This is a genomic window from Streptomyces sp. NPDC054961 (genome assembly GCF_053609145.1).
The window spans coordinates 60,786-76,741 of record NZ_JBSGWY010000029.1; the positions used below are offsets into that span (position 1 = coordinate 60,786).

A 15,956-nucleotide genomic window follows, 5' to 3' on the forward strand; every position below is an offset into this window, starting at 1 on the left:
GCTCTGCTCCTCGGTGTTCCGGTGTCTGACGGGGAAGTGTGTCTGGTGGGGAAGTGTGTCCGGCGGGGTGGAGGCCGGCGGCTACTGGTTGCCGCAGGCGGACGCGGCCTGGGCCGCGTCCAGCCAGGGCAGGTCGTGGCCCATCCGGTCCCGCTTGGTGCGCAGGTAGCGCAGGTTGTGCTCGCCCGCCTCCATGGGCATCGACTCCCGGTCGGAGACCTTGATGCCGCCCCGGACGAGGGCCGCCGCCTTGTCGGGGTTGTTGGTCAGCAGCCGGACGCTGTGGACCCCGAGATCGGCGAGCATCTGGGCGCCGGCCGCGTAGTCGCGGGAGTCGGCGGGCAGGCCCAGCTCCAGGTTGGCGTCGAGGGTGTCGCGGCCGCGCTCCTGGAGCTCGTAGGCGCGCATCTTGGACAGCAGTCCGATGCCGCGGCCCTCGTGGCCGCGCAGGTAGACGATCACGCCGCGGCCCGCGGCCTGGACGCGTTCCATGGCGGCGTGCAGCTGGGGGCCGCAGTCGCAGCGCTGGGACTGGAAGATGTCTCCGGTCAGGCATTCGGAGTGCATCCGGACCAGGACGTCCTCGCCGTCGCCGATCTCGCCGTGGACGAGGGCGACGTGCTCGACGCCGTCGACGGTGGAGCGGTACCCGTACGCCGTGAAGTGTCCGAAGGCGGTCGGCAGGTTGACCCGGGCCTCGCGGCGCACGGTGGGCTCGGCGGAGCGGCGGTAGGCGATCAGGTCCTCGATGGAGATGATCGTCAGGCCGTGCTTGCGGGCGAAGGGGATGAGCTCCGGCAGCCGCAGCATGACGCCGTCCTCGCCGGCGATCTCCACGATGGCGCCGGCCGGGCGCAGGCCCGCGAGGCGGGCGAGGTCGACGGCGGCCTCGGTGTGGCCGTTGCGGACCAGCACGCCGCCGGGCTTGGCGCGCAGCGGGAAGATGTGGCCGGGGCGGACGAAGTCGGCGGGGCCGCTGACTCCGTCGGCGAGCAGCCGCAGGGTGGTGGCGCGGTCGGCGGCCGAGATGCCGGTGGTGACGCCGTGGGCGCCGCTCGCGTCGACGGAGACGGTGAAGGCGGTCTGCATCGACTCGGTGTTGTGCTGGACCATCTGCGGGAGTTCGAGCCGTTCCAGCTCGGGGCCCTCCATCGGGGCGCAGATCAGGCCGCGGCACTCGCTCATCATGAACGCGATGATCTCGGGGGTGGCCTTCTCGGCCGCGATGACGAGGTCGCCCTCGTTCTCGCGGTCCTCGTCGTCCACGACGACGACCGGGCGCCCGGCCGCGATGTCGCGGATGGCCTGCTCGACCGGGTCGAGCCGGAAGGGCTCGGGGTAGGTCTCGTCGGGCACGGGCTTCAGGACGGGGTTCGGGGTCATGCCGTTGCTCCTTCCAGGGCCGGGGCGGGGGTGGTGCGCGAGCGCTGGTACCAGTCGTAGGCGCCCCAGAGGACGAGGGCGAAGTACACGACGTAGACGAGGCCGGAGAAGGCCAGTCCGCTGTTGAAGGCGAGGGGGACGCCGACCAGGTCGACGAGGAGCCAGGCGAACCAGAACTCGACCAGGCCGCGGGCCTGGGCGACCATCGCGACGATGGTGCCGACGAAGATGTAGGCGTCGGCCCACGGGCTCCACGACAGGCTCGGGACGAGGGTGAACAGACCGCCCACGGCCAGGGTCCCGGCGGCCGCGCCGGCCAGCAGGAGGCCGCGCTCCTTCCAGGTGGCGGTGCGGACGGCGATGGTCCCGTCCTGGGCCTTGCGGCTGCCGAGCTGCCAGGCACGCCAGCCCCATACGGCGACGCCGATGACCAGGAGCTGCTTGCCGACGCCGCCGGCGAGGTGGGCGGAGGCGTAGGCGCCGACGAGGATCAGGCCGGAGAGGAGCTGGGCGGGCCAGGTCCATATGGAGCGGCGCCAGCCGAGCGCGAGGGCGCCCAGGCCCATCAGGTTGCCGATCATGTCGGACCAGATGACCTTCTGGCCGAAGACCGCGAAGGCCTCGGTGTTGAGCCAGGTCAGAGCGCTCACTGGGCTGCCCCTTCGGTGTGCGGCACGTGTCCGGCCAGAGGGGTCCCGGCCTGGGGGGTCACGCCGGCGGCGAGCAGGCGCTCCACGTACTTGGCGAGGACGTCGACCTCGAGGTTGACCGGGTCGCCGGGCTGCTTGATGCCGAGCGTGGTCAGCGCGAGGGTGGTGGGGATGAGGCTGATGGTGAACCAGTCGGAAGCGGCCTCGACCACGGTCAGGCTGACGCCGTCGACGGTGATGGAGCCCTTCTCCACGACGTAGCGGGAGAGGTTCGCCGGGAGCGCGACCTTGACGAGCTCCCAGTGCTCCGAGGGGGTGCGGGAGAGGATCGTGCCGGTGCCGTCCACGTGGCCCTGGACCAGGTGGCCGCCGAGGCGTCCGCCCAGCGCCATCGGGCGCTCCAGGTTGACGCGGGAGCCCTTGCCCAGGGCGCCGAGGCTGGAGCGGTTGAGGGTCTCCTGCATGACGTCGGCGGTGAACTCGCCTTCGGCGCACTCCACGACGGTCAGGCAGACGCCGTTGACCGCGATGGAGTCGCCGTGTTTGGCGCCCTCGGTGACGAGGGGGCCGCGCAGGCGGAAGCGGGAGGCCTCGGGAAGTTCCTCGACTGCGGTGACTTCGCCCAGTTCTTCGACGATTCCGGTGAACACTCAGTGCTCCTTGAGGGCAGTGTGGGCGGTGTGGGAGGTGAGGACGGTGGGGGCGGACCGTACGGCGGTGACGCGGATGTCGCTGCCGATGCGGACGGTCTCGGTGATGCGGAGCCGCAGCGCTTCGGTGAGGGTGCCGATGCCGGCGTCGGCGAGGGCGTTCGGGCCGGCGCCGAGGAGGACGGGGGCGAGGTAGCCGACGACCTTGTCGACCACGCCCGCGGCGACGAAGGCCCCGGCCAGGGTCGGGCCGCCTTCGAGGAGTACGGAGCGGACCCCGCGCCGGTGGAGTTCCAGGAGCAGGGCGTCCACGGAGATCCCGTACTTGTCGTACGGGAGCCGGGTCAGCTCCACTCCGGCCAGGTGGCGGGTGTCGGCGTCCTCGGCGACGGCGATCAGGGTGGGCGCGGCTTCGTCCAGCACCCGGGCGGTGGACCGGATGGTGGCGTGGGTGTCGAGGACCACCCGCAGCGGCTGGTCGGCGGAGCGGCCGGCGGCTCCGCGCACCGCGAGGTGCGGGTCGTCGGCGCGCAGGGTGCCCGAGCCGACGACGACGGCGTCGGCCTCGGCGCGCAGCCGGTGGACGTCGTCGCGGGATTCGGGGCAGCTGATCCAGCGGCTGGTGCCGTCCGCGGCGGCGACGCGGCCGTCGAGGGTCGCGGCGTACTTCCACAGGACGTACGGGCGGCCGAGCCGCACCGAGGTCAGCCAGGCGGCGTTGCCCTCCTCGGCCTCCGCGGCCAGCAGTCCGGCCGCGGTGTCGATCCCGGCGGCGCGCAGGGTCGCGGCCCCGCCGCTGGCCTGCGGGTTCGGGTCGCAGACGGCGTAGAGGACGCGGGTCACGCCAGCCTCGACGAGCGCCTGCGCGCAGGGTCCCGTACGGCCGGTGTGGTTGCAGGGTTCGAGGGTGACGTAGGCGGTGCCGCCGCGGGCGGCGGGGCCCGCGGCGCGCAGGGCGTGGACCTCGGCGTGCGGGCCGCCGGCCCGCTCGTGCCAGCCCTCGCCCACGACGGCGCCGGAGGCGTCGGTGATCACGCAGCCGACGACGGGGTTGGGGCTGGTGGAGCCGGTTCCGCGGGCCGCGAGCTCGATGGCCCTGGCCATGGCGGACGTGTCACGGGCGGTCGTGTCGGCCGCCGGTCCGTCCGTGCCCTGGACGGGGTTGCCGCTGTCGTGCGCGTCGGCGTGGGTCGCCACCGGGTCCTCCTGCCTCATCGGGCACGGACTCCGGGGCCTGTCGGGATACGACAGATGAAGCGGGTAGCACACGCGGGGACGCCGAGGCCGAGAACACGGTCCACTCGAAGGCGCGTCCCGAAGGATGCGCCGATGGACCGCCGACGGCGGCGTACCGGTGACTGGCCCGCCGCGCACTGCCTCCCATCCGGACTTTAACCGTCGGTCCAGGAATTTCACCTGGTCAACCGGCCGCTGGCTGCGGACGGGTCGCGGACTATAACCGCCGGTTCGGAATTACACCGACCCCGGAGTGCGCTGCTACTGGTACTAGAGCCAGTGTGCCACGGGTGATCGGCAGCCATGCGGGTGAGTCAATGTGGCCTAGGTCACACGTGCGGTCACTCTCCGGGGTCGCCGTTGCTCCGTCCGGCCCCTCAGGCCGCCTCCCACAGGGTCCCGCCCGCGCCGCGCCCGCGACCCGTCACGGACCCCTCCTCGAGCCGCACCCGGACCCGCCCCGAGCCTCACTCCGGGCCACACCCGGACCCCACTCCGGACCCGCCCGCCCCTGCCCGATTCCGGACCGGTCCGCGGCCGAGCCGCGCCGCAGCGGGCTCCGCTTTGGTCCAGACCTATTGACGGGTTGGTCTAGTCCTCTTAACGTTCCCTTCATCTTCTCCGGGAGACAGCCCGTCAGATGTGCGCACGTCGCGGGCCAACACGCACCACTTCTCGGCCTGTTGTGTCCTGCCATCCTCCCCTCCCCAGGAGGCACAATGCTGTCCCCCGCACGCACGAGAGCGATGCTCCTGACGTCCGGCGCCGCGATCGCCGGACTGTTGGTCGCGGGCCTCTCGGCAGGCGTCTCGCACGCCGCCGACCACGAGACCTGTCGCCCCGACGGTCTGTACAAGACGCCGGGCGTGAACGTCCCGTACTGCTCGGTGTACGACACCGAGGGCCGCGAGAAGATGGGCGCCGACCACCAGCGGCGCGTCATCGGCTACTTCACCGGCTGGCGCACGGGCAAGGACGGCACGCCGGCCTACCTGCCCCACAACATCCCGTGGTCCAAGGTCACCCACCTGAACTACGCCTTCGCCCACGTCGACGGCAACAACAAGATCTCGGTCGGCGCCGACAACGCGAACAACTCCGCCACCGGGATGACCTGGCCGGGTGTCGCGGGCGCCGAGATGGACCCCGCCCTCCCGTACAAGGGCAATTTCAACCTGCTGAACAAATTCAAGAAGCAGTACCCGAACGTCAAGACGCTGATCTCGGTCGGCGGCTGGGCGGAGACCGGCGGCTACTTCGGCGACGACGGCAACCGCGTCGCCTCCGGCGGCTTCTACTCGATGGCCACCAACGCCGACGGCTCGGTCAACCAGGCCGGCATCGACACCTTCGCGGACTCCTCGGTCGAGTTCATCCGCACCTACGGTTTCAACGGCGTCGACATCGACTACGAGTACCCGACCACCATGAAGGACGCGGGCAACCCGCTGGACTGGCAGCTGTCCAACGCCCGCCGGGCCGGACTGGTCAAGGGGTACGCGGCCCTGATGAAGTCGCTGCGCGAGAAGCTCGACCGCGCGGGCGCCACCGACGGCAAGCACTACCTGCTCTCGGTCGCCGCCCCCTCCTCCGGCTACCTGCTGCGGGGCATGGAGACGTTCCAGATGCAGAAGTACCTGGACTACGTCAACGTCATGTCCTACGACCTGCACGGCGCCTGGAACGAGTTCGTCGGTCCGAACGCCCAGCTCTTCGACGACGGCAAGGACGGCGAACTCGCCGCGGCCGGGGTCTACTCGACGTCCCAGTACGGCGGCATCGGCTACCTGAACACGGACTGGGCCTACCACTACTTCCGCGGCTCCATGCCGGCCGGCCGCATCAACATGGGCCTGCCGTACTACACCCGCGGCTTCAAGAACGTGCAGGGCGGCACCGACGGCCTGTGGGGCAAGGCCCCGGCCACCACCTGTCCGGCCGGCGCGGGTCTGACCAAGTGCGGTGACGGCGCGGTCGGCATCGACAACCTGTGGCACGACCTCGACACCAACGGCGTCGAGGCCCCGGCCGGGTCCAACCCGATGTGGCACGCGAAGAACCTGGAGAAGGGGGTCGTCGGCGACTACGTCACGAAGTACGGCTTCCCGGCGAACACCACGCTGACCGGCACCTACGTCCGCAAGTACGACTCCACCCTGGTGGCGCCGTGGCTGTGGAACGCCCAGAAGAAGGTCTTCCTCTCCACCGAGGACGAGCAGTCCGTCAACGCCAAGGCCGACTGGGTCGTCGACAAGGGCATCGGCGGCACGATGGTCTGGGAGCTCGCCGGCGACTACGCGTACAACGCGGCCAAGGGCCAGTACGAGATGGGCGACACGCTGACGACCGCGATGTACGACAAGTTCAAGTCGGCCGCCCCGTACGGCGCCAAGCGCGCCACGATCACGATGCCGACCGAGGCCATCAAGGTGGACGCCGACTTCGGCGCCTTCCCGCTCGGCGACTCCAACTACCCGATCGGCCCGAAGCTGACGATCACCAACAACACCACGGCGACCCTGCCGGGCGGTACGGAGTTCCAGTTCGACTACTCCTCCTCCGCGCCGGGCAACGCCAAGGACCAGTCCGGCTGGAACACCACGATCATCCGCAGCGACCACACGGGCACCAACGTGGGCGGCCTGAAGGGCGACTACAACCGGGTCTCCCTGAAGCTGCCGGCCTGGCAGTCGCTGGCCCCGGGCGCCTCGGTCCAGCTGGACTTCGTCTACTACCTGCCGACCTCGACCCCGTCCAACTGGACGGTGGCCTTCGGCGGCAAGACGTACGGCATCGCCGGCGACCTGGCCCGCGGTACGACGGTGGTCGAGCCGGGCGGTGCGACGCAGCCGCCGACCACTCCCCCGACCACCCCGCCGACGACGCCTCCCACGACGCCGCCGACCACTCCCCCGACGACGCCTCCGACCACGCCCCCCACGACTCCCCCGGGCGGCACCTGCGCCGACCCGGCCTACGTCGCGGGCAACGTGTACACGGGCGGATCGCTCGTCTCCCACAAGGGCCACCACTGGAAGGCCCAGTGGTGGACGCAGAACGAAGAGCCCGGCACCACCGGCGACTGGGGTGTCTGGAAGGACCTGGGCGCCTGCTGACCAAGTAGGCGGCTGGTGAAGGAGACGAGGACCCGGTGGCCCGGCGGCCACCGGGTCCCCGCGTTCTCGCGTACGGGGGGCTTCGTAGGCTCGGGCCGTGATCGCACAGGGCACCGCCTCCGTGGCGGACTTCGAGGAACACCGGCCGCGGATGTTCGCCATCGCCTACCGCATGCTCGGCTCGGCCTCGGAGGCCGAGGACACCGTGCAGGAGGCCTACCTGCGCTGGAGCTCGGCCGCCGACCGCGATTCCATCGAGCACCTCGGTGCCTGGCTCGCCAAGGTCGTCACCCACCTGTGCCTCAACCAGATCGGCTCGGCCCGTGCCCGGCGCGAGGCGTACGCGGGCCCCTGGCTGCCCGAGCCGGTCCTCACCGGGGAGGGCGCGCTCGGCCCGCTGGAGTCGGCGGAACAGCGCGACAGCGTGTCGATGGCCCTGCTGGTGCTGCTGGAGCGGCTCACTCCCACGGAACGCGCGGTGTACGTACTGCGCGAGGCCTTCGCGTACGGCCACCGGGAGATCGCCGGGCTCCTCGACCTCACCGAGGCCAACTGCCGCCAGCTCTACCGGCGGGCGGCGGGACGCGTGAGCGCGGGCAAGGCCCCCGAGCGCCGCTTCCGGCCGGATCCGGCGCAGTGGCAGGGACTGGTGGTGGGCTTCCTCGAAGCCGCCCGCAGCGGGGACCTGGCCCGGCTGGAGGGGCTGCTGGCCGCCGACGCCCGGTACGTGTCCGACGGCGGCGGCGTGGTCAGCGCGGCGCGGCGGCCGGTCGAGGGCCGCAACAACGTGGCGCGGTTCCTGCTGGGCGTGCTGCGGAAGTACCCCCTGGACCTCGCGTTCACCTTCGCGGAGGTCAACGGGGAGCCGGCCCTGTTCCTCGGCGGGGTCGGAGTCCTCCAGGTGGACTTCGAGGACGGGCTGGTCGGCGAGGCGCGGGTGGTGATGAACCCGGAGAAGCTGGAATTCGTCCTGCGCCAGCTGTCACATTCCGGGGGGCTGTCCGGTCCCAGCTGCTGAACGCATCGCGTGCACGCGCTTCGCGCGCCGCCCGCACCGCCCGAGGGAAGGAACGGACACCATGAGCACCATCCTCGTCACCGGGGGCACCGGAAATCTCGGCGCCCTGGTCGTCGGCCGGCTGCGCGCCTCCGGCCACGACGTACGCGTCCTGAGCCGGCGGGCCGCGGAGTACCCGGTCGATCTGCTGACCGGCAGCGGGCTGGACGCCGCCATGGCGGGCGCCGAGGTGGTCGTGCACTGCGCGAGCAGCCCTCGCGGCGGTGACGACGTGGCCGCCGGGCACCTGATCGAAGCGGTCCGGCGGGCCGGGACGGTCACCAACCTGGTCTACATCTCGATCGTGGGCGTGGACGAGGTCCCGCTGGGCTACTACCGCACCAAGCTGAAGGTGGAACGGCTGCTGGAGGCCTCGGGGCTGGGCGTGACGATCCTACGGACCACCCAGTTCCACGACCTGGTGGTCCAGATGGTCGGCACGGCGGCGAAGCTGCCCTGGGTGATGCCGCTGCCCAAGGAGGTCCGGGTCCAGCCCATCGCGGTGGAGGAGGTCGCCGACCGGATGGTGGAACTGGCGGTCCCGGTCCCGGCGGGCCGGGTCCCGGACATGGGCGGCCCGGAGGTCCACTCCCTGGCGGACCTGGGTCGCGCCTGCCTGGCGGCGGCCGGCAAGCGCCGCCGGGTGATCACCGTGCCGCTGGCGGGGAAGACGTACGCCGGGTTGCGGCGCGGCGGGAACCTGACGCCCTCGCACGCGGTGGGCAAGGGGACCTTCGCGGAGTACCTCGCGGGGCGGGGGGCCGCGGCGGGCCGCTGAGCGGCCGTGCCGCCGGACGGCGGTCCGGCGGGGCGCCGTGCCGCCGACCGGCGCGCCGCCCGGCGGGCTCGGGCCGGTGGTCCGTCGGCCGCCCCGGGCTCCCGGACCGGCCGGTTCCCCGGGGTCAGGCCGGGAAGAGCACCGACTGGGCGGCTTCGCGGGCCGCCAGCCGGGCGCCCGTGAGCACTGCCGGGTCGCCGAGGGCGGTGGCCCTGACCTCGGTGGGGACCGGGGTCAGGGTGGCGAGGCGGCGGGAGACCCGGGCCGCGAGCCCGGGGCCGCCGGCGCGGCCCAGTTCGCCGCCGAGCACGACGCAGCCGGGGTCCAGGACCGCGGTCACCGCGGCCGCGCCGAGCGCGATCCGCTCGGCCAGGGCGTCGAGGAACGCCTCCCCGGCCTCCCCCACTTCCCCGGCCTCCCCCGCGGAACCCGCCAGCGCGTCCTCGACGGAGACGTCGAGGCCGTGCGCCACGGCCAGGGCGGCCACCGCGCCACGGCTGACCAGCGCGTGGTAGCCGCCGTCGCAGTCCGTGGCCGAGGGCAGGCCGCCGGTCCCCGGCACGGGGAGGAAGCCGATCTCGCCCGCCCCGCCGGAGGCCCCGCGGCGCAGCCGGCCGTCCAGGACCACCGCCGCGCCGACGCCCGCGCTGAGCCAGAGCAGCACGAAGGAGTCCACGTCCCGGGCGGCTCCGACGCGCTGTTCCGCCAGCGCCGCCAGGTTGGTCTCGTTCTCCACCACGACGGTCGCCGGCAGCCGCCGCTGGAGCGCGGCCACCAGGTCCCGGTGCCAGGCGGGCAGTCCGATGGTGTCGCCGAGTTCCCCGCTGCCCGGTGAGACCAGGCCGGGTGCGCCGATCACCACGGTGTGGAGCCGGTCCGCGCCGGCCTCACGGGCGAGTTCCTCGAGGCGGTCGACGGCCTCCTCCACCGCGTCGACGGGCAGCGCCGCCTCGGCCAGCGGCCTGCCGAGCAGGTCGGTGACGACCGCGGCCGCGCTGTCCACCCGTACGTCGAGCGCCGCGAGGTAGGCCCGCCGCGCGACGATCCCGTACAGCCGGGCGTTGGGTCCGCGCCGCTGCTCACCGGATTCGCCGACCACCTCGATGAGTCCGGCTTCGGTGAGGCGTTCCACCAGGTCGGCGACGGACGGCCGGGACAGGCCGGTCAGCTTCTTGAGCTCGGTGGCCGTCAGCGCGCCCTCGTCCTGGAGCAGTCGCAGGGCCAGCCGGTCGTTCATGGCGCGGGCCGTGCTCGGGGACGCGGGGGACGGAGCGGCGGCGGTGCCAGGTGCGGGTGCGGCGGCGGTCAGGGCCTTGGCAGGAGTCACGGCACCCATCCTATGAGTTCCCCGGGTCTAACTATCAGGCAGGGTCCCTGATAGTTTACGGGTCATGACCGGGGAAACCGACCACAGCCCGGCGCGACTGCGCCATGCCCGCTTCGCCATCGCCGCCGTCTTCTGCGCCCACGGCGCGGTCACCGGCTCCTTCGCCACCCGCATCCCCTGGATCCAGGACCACGCCCACCTCAGCGCGGGCACCTTGGGACTGGCCCTCGCCTTCCCCGCCCTCGGCGCCGCGCTGGCGATGCCGCTGGCCGGGAGGATCAACCACCGGCTCGGCGCCCGCGCCGCCCTGCGGGTGCTGCTGGCCCTGTGGACGCTCTCCCTCGCCCTCCCGAGCCTGGCCCCGAACCTCGTGACGCTCTGCTTCGCGCTCTTCGTCTACGGGGCCACCGCCGGCATGGCGGACGTCGCGATGAACGCGCTGGGCGTGGAGACCGAGAACCGGCTGAAACGCTCCATCATGTCCTCGCTGCACGGCATGTGGAGCGTGGGCGCCCTGCTCGGCTCGGCCGTGGGCACCCTGGCCGCGCACACCGGCGCCGACGCCCGCCTCCACCACCTGATCGCCGCGCTCGCGCTGACCGCGGCCGGGCTGGTCGCCGTACGGGGCGTCCTGGACCTGCGCACCGACACCGGCGGGGAGGCTCCGCCGCACTTCGGGCTGCCCCCCAGGTCCGCGCTGTTCATCGGGGGGATCGGCTTCTGCGCGGTCTTCGCGGAGGGCGCGAGCATGGACTGGTCCGCGGTGTACCTGCGGGACGTGCTCGACACGGACGCGGGCCTCGCCGCCGCCTCCACCACCGCCTTCGCCCTCACCATGGCCCTGGCCCGGCTGGCCGGGGACAGGGTCGTGGACCGGTTCGGCGCGGTACGGACGGTCCGCGCGGGAGGCGCGCTGGCCACCGCGGGCGGGCTGCTCGTGGTGACGGTCCGGCACCCGGCCGGGGCCCTGGCCGGTTTCGGGCTGATCGGGCTGGGCATCGCGGTGGTGGTCCCGCTGGCCTTCGCGGCGGCCGCGCGCAGCGGGCCCGCCCCGGCGCAGGCCATCGCCGGCGTCGCGACGATCACGTACACCTCGGGGCTGATCGCCCCGTCGGCGATCGGCGCCGTGGCCGACGCGACCTCGCTGGTGGTGTCGTTCGGGCTGGTCACGCTGCTGGCCTTCGCCCTGATCCTGGGGGCGACCGTGCTGCGGCAGCGGCCGGTGGCGGCGGGGGCCTCGGACGCAGACCGGGACGAACCCGCCGCTGTCCGGCCGTAAAGTATCGCCTGGCCTCCCGGCCTCGTAGCGTGACCGGACCGACCGACGGAAGTGGTGGAAGATGGGCTTCGGCGTGGGCTGGACCCTGCACGGAGACGGGCGGACGCCCGCTCCCGGCGCGGTGGTGCGGCCGGACGAGCGGCTGACGTGGCCGCGGACCGCCGGACTGGGCGCCCAGCACGTCGTGGCGATGTTCGGAGCGAGTTTCGTCGCGCCGGTCCTGATGGGCCTGGACCCGAACCTCGCCATCATGATGTCCGGTGTCGCCACCGTCATCTTCCTGCTCGCGACGCGCGGCCGGATCCCCTCCTACCTGGGCTGCTCGCTGGCGTTCGTGGGCGTCGCGGCGGCGATCCGGGCGGGCGGCGGGGACAGCGCGGTCGTCACGGGCGCGGTCTTCGTGGTCGGCGGGGTGCTGTTCCTGGCCGGGCTGGCCGTGCAGCGGTTCGGGGCGCGGATCATCCACGCGGCGATGCCGCCGGTGGTGACGGGCGCGGTCGTGATGCTGATCGGCTTCAACCTCGCGCCGGTGACGGCGTCCACGTACTGGCCGCAGGACCAGTGGACGGCGTTGCTGACCATGCTGGTCACCGGACTCGCCGTGGTGTGCCTGCGGGGCTTCTGGTCGCGCATCGCGATCTTCCTCGGCCTGGTCTTCGGGTACGCCGTCTCCTGGGTCTTCGACCTGGTCTTCGGCAAGATCCACTCCACGACGGGCGGGCCGGACGCCGTCGACCATTGGCGGCTCGACCTGTCCGGGGTCGCCCAGGCCGACTGGATCGGCCTGCCGAGCTTCCACGCGCCGCAGTTCGAATGGTCCGCGATCCTGATCGCGCTGCCCGTCGTCATCGCGCTGATCGCGGAGAACGCCGGGCACATCAAGGCCGTCGGGGAGATGACCGGCGACCCCCTCGACGACAAGCTCGGCACGGCCATCGCGGCCGACGGCGCCGCGTCGATGCTCTCCACGGGGCTGGGCGGCCCGCCGAACACCACGTACTCCGAGAACATCGGCGTCATGGCGGCGACCCGGGTGTACTCGACCGCGGCCTACTGGGCGGCTGCCGGCTTCGCGCTCCTCTTCGGCCTGTGCCCGAAGTTCGGAGCGGTCGTCGCCGCGATCCCCGGCGGGGTGCTGGGCGGGATCACCGTGATCCTGTACGGCATGATCGGCCTGCTCGGCGCGCAGATCTGGATCAGCGGGCGGGTGGACCTGCGCAATCCGCTGAACCTGGTGCCGGCCGCGGCGGGCATCATCATCGGCGTGGGCGGCGTCACGCTGCACATCACCGACAGCTTCGAGCTGGGCGGGATCGCGCTCGGCACCATCGTCGTCATCACCGGCTACCACACGCTGCGGTACTTCGCGCCGGCGCACATGAAGGAGCAGGACCCCCTGCTGGACTCGGGGACGTCGACGTACGACGAGGCGGCGTACGACGAGGCGGCGTACGACGAGGCGGCGTACGACGAGGCGGCGTACGACGAGGCGGCGAGGGCGGCGGCGTCGGACGAAGCGGGCGGCGGGAGCGCTGCGGACGCCGCCGGGAACTCCGGGGACAAGCGGGGTTGACGTTGTTTCGCCCGAACCGGCGAAGCGCACGGCCAAGTTCCCCTGATCCCGGCCCGCGGCTGCGACGCTGCCTCCCATGGCCCCCATGGAAGCGGTGCTGGCGCGGATGCGCGCCCTGGACGAGCGGCTCCCCGAGCGGGACGGCGTCGCCGTCTTCAACCGGGTGTACCTCACGGTCACGCAGACGCTGCACGAACGGATCTCCCGCGGGGCGTTCCCCTCGCCGCGCCGGGCGGAGACGCTCAGCGTCCGCTTCGCCGAGCGCTATCTGACGGCGGTGGAGGCGGAGCGGGCACCGGCGTGCTGGCGGCCGCTGCTCCAGTACCGCCGCCACCCGGGGGTCCGGCCGCTGCAGCACGCGCTCGCCGGGATCAACGCGCACATCGGCCACGACCTGGCACTGGCGGTGGTCGCCACGTGCCGGTCCCTGGACTGCGAGCCGGACGCGCTCGAAGCGGACTTCGACCGGGTCGGGGACACGCTGGTCTCCCTGGAGGAGCAGATCCGGGAGGACCTGATGCCGGGTCCGGACCTGCTGGAGGTCGCGGATCCGCTGACGCACCTGCTCGGCGCGTGGAGCCTGGAGCGGGCCCGGTCGGGCGCATGGGCGGCGTCCCGCCTCCTGTGGTCCCTGCGCCGCTCCCCCGACCTGGCGGAGGAGTTCACCGACTCCCTCGACGCGGGCGTCGGCCTCGTGGGCCGCTGCCTCCTGACCCCCACGGGCTGAAACCCCGGTGCGGCCCGGGACGGCGGCACTAGCCTTGGGCGGTGACCAGCTTCGCCACGCACCGGCTCAGGGTGCACGACACCACGCGCGCGCCCTACCGCCGGCCGGGGTGCGCAGGCCCGCGGTGATGCGGCTCCGGCCGGACGCCGACGGCCGCCAGGAGCGGGACGGCGCGTGTCCCGTGTGCGCGGCCGACCGGGGGACGGTGGAAGGGGACCGCGACGGGTACGGGGTCCACACCCTGTGCGCGCGGTGCGGCCTCGGCCTGGACCGGAGGCCGCCGCAGCCGCTCGACGTGCGGGAGCGCACCGAGGTGCGCGCCGCCTTCCGCCGTCGCGAGCACCTGATCTGGACGCGCTGCCCGGAGGCATGAGAACGGGCCGTCTCCGCGCTCGCGCACGCGAAGACGGCCCGGATCAGGGGGACCGGCGGGGCCGGGGAGGTCAGTCCTCCGGGAGTTCGACCGGGGCGATGTCGTCGTAGACGTCGCCCGGGCCCGGGTTGGTGGCGTCCGTGGAGCCGCCGAAGTGGTGCATGACGCCCCAGACGGCGTTCAGCGCCGTCTGGACCGCGCCCTCCGCCCAGCCGGCCGTCCAGGAGATGTCGTCGCCCGCGAGGAAGATGCCGCGCTTGTCCTCGGGGAGGCGGTCCTGCATGAAGTGCGTGAACAGGCGCCGCTGGTAGCGGTAGTGACCCGGCAGGTTGGCCTTGAACGCGCCCATGAAGTACGGCTCGTTCTCCCACGACACGGTCACCGGGTTGCCGATGATGTGGCGGCGGATGTCGACCTTCGGGTAGATCTCGCCGAGGGACTTCAGCATGACCTCCATCCGCTCGTTCGCGGACAGCGGCAGCCACTTCAGGCTGTCGTCGCACCACGTGTACGAGAGGCAGATGACGGCGGGCTTGTCCGGGCCGTTGTCCAGGAGGTACGTGCCGCGGGTCATGCGGTCGGTCAGGGTCATCGACATGACGTCGCGGCCCGTCTCCTCGTCCTTGTCCAGCCAGAACGGGCGGTCGACCGGGATGAACAGCTTGGACGACTCCATGTAGTGGGTGCGCTCCATCGCCGTCCAGTGGTCGATCGGGAAGAGCGAGTCGTCGCACGCGATCTTGGACAGGAGCAGCCACGACTGGGCGGTGAAGATCGCCGCGCGGTACGTGCGGATGTCGCCCGAGGCGTCCGTGACCGTGATGCGGTTGCCCGCGGTGCGGTGCAGGCGGGTCACCGCCGGGCGGGGGGTGCCGCCGTGCAGGGAGGAGAGCGAGGTGCCCTGCGCCCAGTGGACGATCTTCTCCGGCTCACGGTCCCACATGCGCAGCGGAAGCTGCTGCGAGCCGCCCACGATGCCCTGGTGGTGGTCGTCCGCCTCGGTGTAGACGACGCGGAGGATCTCCAGGATCGAGTTCGGGAAGTCGGTGTCCCAGCCGCCCGTGCCGAAGCCGACCTGGCCGAAGATCTCGCGCTTGCGGAAGGACTTGAAGGCCTCCGACTCGCAGAGGAACCCGTAGAAGGTCTGGTTGTCGAGCTTCTCGACCAGCTTCGCCCAGATCTCGCGGATGCGCGGGACGTCCCGCTCGCGCATCGCGGTGTTCATGTCGGAGAAGTCGGCGCCCTCGTCGAGGCAGTCGTTCCACGCGGCGGCGACGTCGCGGTAGATCTGCGGGAGGTCAGCGATGGTCTCGGCGTAGTGCGACTCGCCCTTGAGGTCCACCACGGTGGAGGGGGTGGCCGGGGAGAGCGGGTTCGGGAAGGGCTCGGTGACCAGGCCCACGAGGTCGATGTAGTGCTGGAGCGCCGTGGAGGACGGCGGGAAGCGCATCGCGCCCATCTCAGCCGTCAGTTCGTCCGTGCCGGTGCCCTCGAAGCCCACCGTGCGCAGCCGGCCGCCGATCTGGTCGGCCTCGTAGACGACGGGCTTGAGGCCCATCTTCATCAGCTCGTAGGCGGAGATGATGCCGGACAGCCCGCCGCCGATGACGGCGACCTCGGTGCCGTGCTCGGTCGCCGGTATCTGCCCCAGGCCCGCCGGGTGGGCGAGGAAGTCGTCGTACGCGTACGGGAAGTCCGGCCCGAACATGGTGATCGGGGGCTGGCCGTCGCTGTGCGGGACGGCGGTGGTGGGCACCGTGGACGTCATGGGGTACGGCTCCTAGCGGGGTGGGGCAGGGGGGAGGGG

At 72.5% G+C, this 15,956-nt stretch carries 13 protein-coding genes and 1 riboswitch; of the genes, 7 read left to right on the forward strand and 6 right to left on the reverse strand.

What is annotated here, in order from left to right; all coding sequences use genetic code 11:
* Positions 1 to 81 precede the first annotated feature (81 nt).
* From ACWF9Z_RS24490 to ribD, 4 genes are read right to left on the reverse strand one after another with little or no spacing between them, the layout of a single operon-like run.
* Positions 82 to 1,383: a bifunctional 3,4-dihydroxy-2-butanone-4-phosphate synthase/GTP cyclohydrolase II gene (locus ACWF9Z_RS24490; RefSeq protein WP_453605201.1), complete on the reverse strand. Its 1,302-nt coding sequence runs from the start codon at positions 1,381 to 1,383 to the stop codon at positions 82 to 84.
* Positions 1,380 to 2,033 (reverse strand): nicotinamide mononucleotide transporter family protein, encoded by a 654-nt coding sequence (locus ACWF9Z_RS24495; RefSeq protein WP_453605203.1) that lies wholly within the window; start codon positions 2,031 to 2,033, stop codon positions 1,380 to 1,382. Before ACWF9Z_RS24495 ends, ACWF9Z_RS24490 begins: the two co-directional genes overlap by 4 nt.
* Positions 2,030 to 2,683, reverse strand: a complete 654-nt coding sequence (locus ACWF9Z_RS24500; protein WP_453605204.1) for a riboflavin synthase — start codon at positions 2,681 to 2,683, stop codon at positions 2,030 to 2,032. Before ACWF9Z_RS24500 ends, ACWF9Z_RS24495 begins: the two co-directional genes overlap by 4 nt.
* Entirely contained in the window at positions 2,684 to 3,787 is a 1,104-nt protein-coding gene (gene ribD, locus ACWF9Z_RS24505; RefSeq protein ID WP_453605261.1) for a bifunctional diaminohydroxyphosphoribosylaminopyrimidine deaminase/5-amino-6-(5-phosphoribosylamino)uracil reductase RibD, read from the reverse strand. It abuts the gene before it with no gap.
* A gap of 262 nt (positions 3,788 to 4,049) precedes the next feature.
* Positions 4,050 to 4,180, reverse strand: a riboswitch (FMN riboswitch).
* Positions 4,181 to 4,638: 458 nt separating this feature from the next.
* Between ribD and ACWF9Z_RS24510 the strand changes: the two genes are divergently transcribed.
* The 3 genes from ACWF9Z_RS24510 (at position 4,639) to ACWF9Z_RS24520 (ending at position 8,870) form a co-directional block, all read left to right on the forward strand.
* Positions 4,639 to 7,035 (forward strand): chitinase C-terminal domain-containing protein, encoded by a 2,397-nt coding sequence (locus tag ACWF9Z_RS24510; RefSeq protein WP_453605206.1) that lies wholly within the window; start codon positions 4,639 to 4,641, stop codon positions 7,033 to 7,035.
* 97 nt (positions 7,036 to 7,132) lie between these two features.
* Positions 7,133 to 8,053, forward strand: coding sequence for an RNA polymerase sigma factor SigJ (gene sigJ, locus ACWF9Z_RS24515; RefSeq protein ID WP_453605207.1), 921 nt, complete (start codon positions 7,133 to 7,135; stop codon positions 8,051 to 8,053).
* A 61-nt stretch (positions 8,054 to 8,114) separates the two neighbouring features.
* On the forward strand, positions 8,115 to 8,870 hold the full coding sequence (locus ACWF9Z_RS24520; protein WP_453605209.1) for an SDR family oxidoreductase: 756 nt from the start codon (positions 8,115 to 8,117) through the stop codon (positions 8,868 to 8,870).
* A 124-nt stretch (positions 8,871 to 8,994) separates the two neighbouring features.
* Here the strand turns inward: ACWF9Z_RS24520 and ACWF9Z_RS24525 are convergent, their stop codons facing one another.
* Positions 8,995 to 10,107, reverse strand: a complete 1,113-nt coding sequence (locus ACWF9Z_RS24525; RefSeq protein WP_453605263.1) for an ROK family transcriptional regulator — start codon at positions 10,105 to 10,107, stop codon at positions 8,995 to 8,997.
* A 154-nt stretch (positions 10,108 to 10,261) separates the two neighbouring features.
* Here ACWF9Z_RS24525 and ACWF9Z_RS24530 point away from each other — a divergent pair, with 154 nt between their 5' ends.
* The 4 genes from ACWF9Z_RS24530 (at position 10,262) to ACWF9Z_RS24545 (ending at position 14,149) form a co-directional block, all read left to right on the forward strand.
* On the forward strand, positions 10,262 to 11,476 hold the full coding sequence (locus ACWF9Z_RS24530) for an MFS transporter (RefSeq protein WP_453605211.1): 1,215 nt from the start codon (positions 10,262 to 10,264) through the stop codon (positions 11,474 to 11,476).
* A 61-nt stretch (positions 11,477 to 11,537) separates the two neighbouring features.
* Entirely contained in the window at positions 11,538 to 13,049 is a 1,512-nt protein-coding gene (locus tag ACWF9Z_RS24535; RefSeq protein WP_453605213.1) for a uracil-xanthine permease family protein, read from the forward strand.
* Positions 13,050 to 13,125: 76 nt separating this feature from the next.
* Positions 13,126 to 13,776, forward strand: a complete 651-nt coding sequence (locus tag ACWF9Z_RS24540; protein ID WP_453605215.1) for a DUF5995 family protein — start codon at positions 13,126 to 13,128, stop codon at positions 13,774 to 13,776.
* Positions 13,777 to 13,885: 109 nt separating this feature from the next.
* Positions 13,886 to 14,149, forward strand: a complete 264-nt coding sequence (locus ACWF9Z_RS24545; protein WP_453605217.1) for a hypothetical protein — start codon at positions 13,886 to 13,888, stop codon at positions 14,147 to 14,149.
* A 70-nt stretch (positions 14,150 to 14,219) separates the two neighbouring features.
* Here the strand turns inward: ACWF9Z_RS24545 and ACWF9Z_RS24550 are convergent, their stop codons facing one another.
* Positions 14,220 to 15,917: a flavin monoamine oxidase family protein gene (locus ACWF9Z_RS24550; protein WP_215031711.1), complete on the reverse strand. Its 1,698-nt coding sequence runs from the start codon at positions 15,915 to 15,917 to the stop codon at positions 14,220 to 14,222.
* Positions 15,918 to 15,956: the final 39 nt, after the last annotated feature.